This window comes from Vibrio sp. AND4, assembly GCF_000171815.1.
Classification (GTDB): domain Bacteria; phylum Pseudomonadota; class Gammaproteobacteria; order Enterobacterales; family Vibrionaceae; genus Vibrio.
In genome coordinates this window covers 1-1,284 of the sequence record NZ_ABGR01000118.1, presented here as the reverse complement: position 1 = coordinate 1,284, position 1,284 = coordinate 1, and the positions used below count along the sequence as shown (strand labels likewise).

Genomic DNA, 1,284 nt, shown 5'->3' with positions numbered 1-1,284 from the left:
TGGCGTAGACCTTGACGTTTGGTCTTACCCTTATTAATAAGAGTATTTACAGACTTAACTTCAACTTCAAAAAGCTTTTCTACAGCAGCTTTGATCTCTTTTTTAGTTGCATCTTTAGCTACTTTGAAAACGATAGTGTTCGCTTTCTCAGCTGCCATAGTTGCTTTTTCAGAGATGTGCGGAGCACGTAGAACTTTTAGGATACGCTCTTCAGTGATCATGCTAGCATCTCCTCAACTTGCTTAACTGCCTCAGCAGTCATTACAACTTTGTCGAACGCGATTAGTGAAACTGGGTCGATACCAGCAACGTCACGTGCGTCAACTTTGTATAGGTTACGAGCCGCTAGGAATAGATTCTCATCTACTTCGCTAGTCACGATTAAAGCGTCAGTTAGCTCAAGCTCTTTCAGCTTAGCAACTAGCTCTTTAGTCTTTGGCGCTTCAACTGAGAAGTTATCAACAACGATTAGACGCTCTTGACGAACTAGCTCAGAAAGAATGCTCTTCATAGCACCGCGGTACATTTTTTTGTTTACTTTTTGGCTGTGATCTTGAGGTTTCGCAGCAAAAGTAACACCACCTGTACGCCAGATTGGGCTACGGATTGTACCAGCACGCGCACGGCCAGTACCTTTTTGACGCCATGGCTTAGCGCCACCGCCAGAAACTTCTGAACGTGTTTTTTGAGCACGAGTACCTTGACGAGCACCTGCTGCAAACGCAACAACTACTTGGTGTACAAGAGCTTCGTTAAACTCACGTCCGAAAGTAGTTTCGGAAACAGTTAGTGCATCAGCACCTTTAACCATTAGTTCCATTACTTACTCCTGAGACGTTATGCTTTAACAGCTGGTTTAACGATCACGTTGCCACCTGTTGAGCCTGGTACTGCACCTTTAATAAGAAGCAGATTGCGCTCAGCGTCAACACGTACGATCTCTAGGTTTTGAGTCGTTACACGCTCAGCACCCATGTGACCTGCCATTTTCTTGCCTTTAAATACGCGACCTGGAGTTTGACATTGGCCAATTGAACCCGGTGCACGGTGAGACAATGAGTTACCGTGAGTCATATCTTGAGTACGGAAGTTCCAACGCTTAACTGCGCCTTGGAAACCTTTACCTTTAGATGTACCAGTAACGTCTACTTTCTTAGTTTCGTTGAATAGTTCAACTGTTAGCTCAGCGCCAACTGCGAACTCTTCATCGTTTTCCAAACGGAATTCCCAAAGACCACGACCAGCTTCAACGCCAGCTTTAGCAAAGTGACCTGCTTCAGCTTT

The 1,284-nt window shown here is 44.9% G+C and carries 3 protein-coding genes; all 3 read right to left on the bottom strand.

The features are described 5' to 3' along the window. Nucleotides 1–221, bottom strand: a 221-nt coding sequence (gene rplW, locus AND4_RS19075) for a 50S ribosomal protein L23 (RefSeq protein ID WP_009844626.1), incomplete at its 3' end; no start/stop codon positions are given. Continuing rightward, complete coding sequence (gene rplD / locus AND4_RS19070) at nucleotides 218–820, bottom strand: 50S ribosomal protein L4 (protein ID WP_005435074.1); 603 nt, start codon at nucleotides 818–820, stop codon at nucleotides 218–220. The genes rplW and rplD, both read right to left, overlap by 4 nt. Nucleotides 821–837: 17 nt before the next feature. Further along, nucleotides 838–1,284 (bottom strand): 50S ribosomal protein L3 (rplC, locus tag AND4_RS19065; protein WP_009844625.1); only part of this gene is annotated, 447 nt, incomplete at its 5' end.

Bases quoted from the DNA above. Each gene is read 5' to 3' on its own strand.
- rplD (WP_005435074.1), bottom strand. From the start codon at position 820: ATGGAACTAATGGTTAAAGGTGCTGATGCACTAACTGTTTCCGAAACT.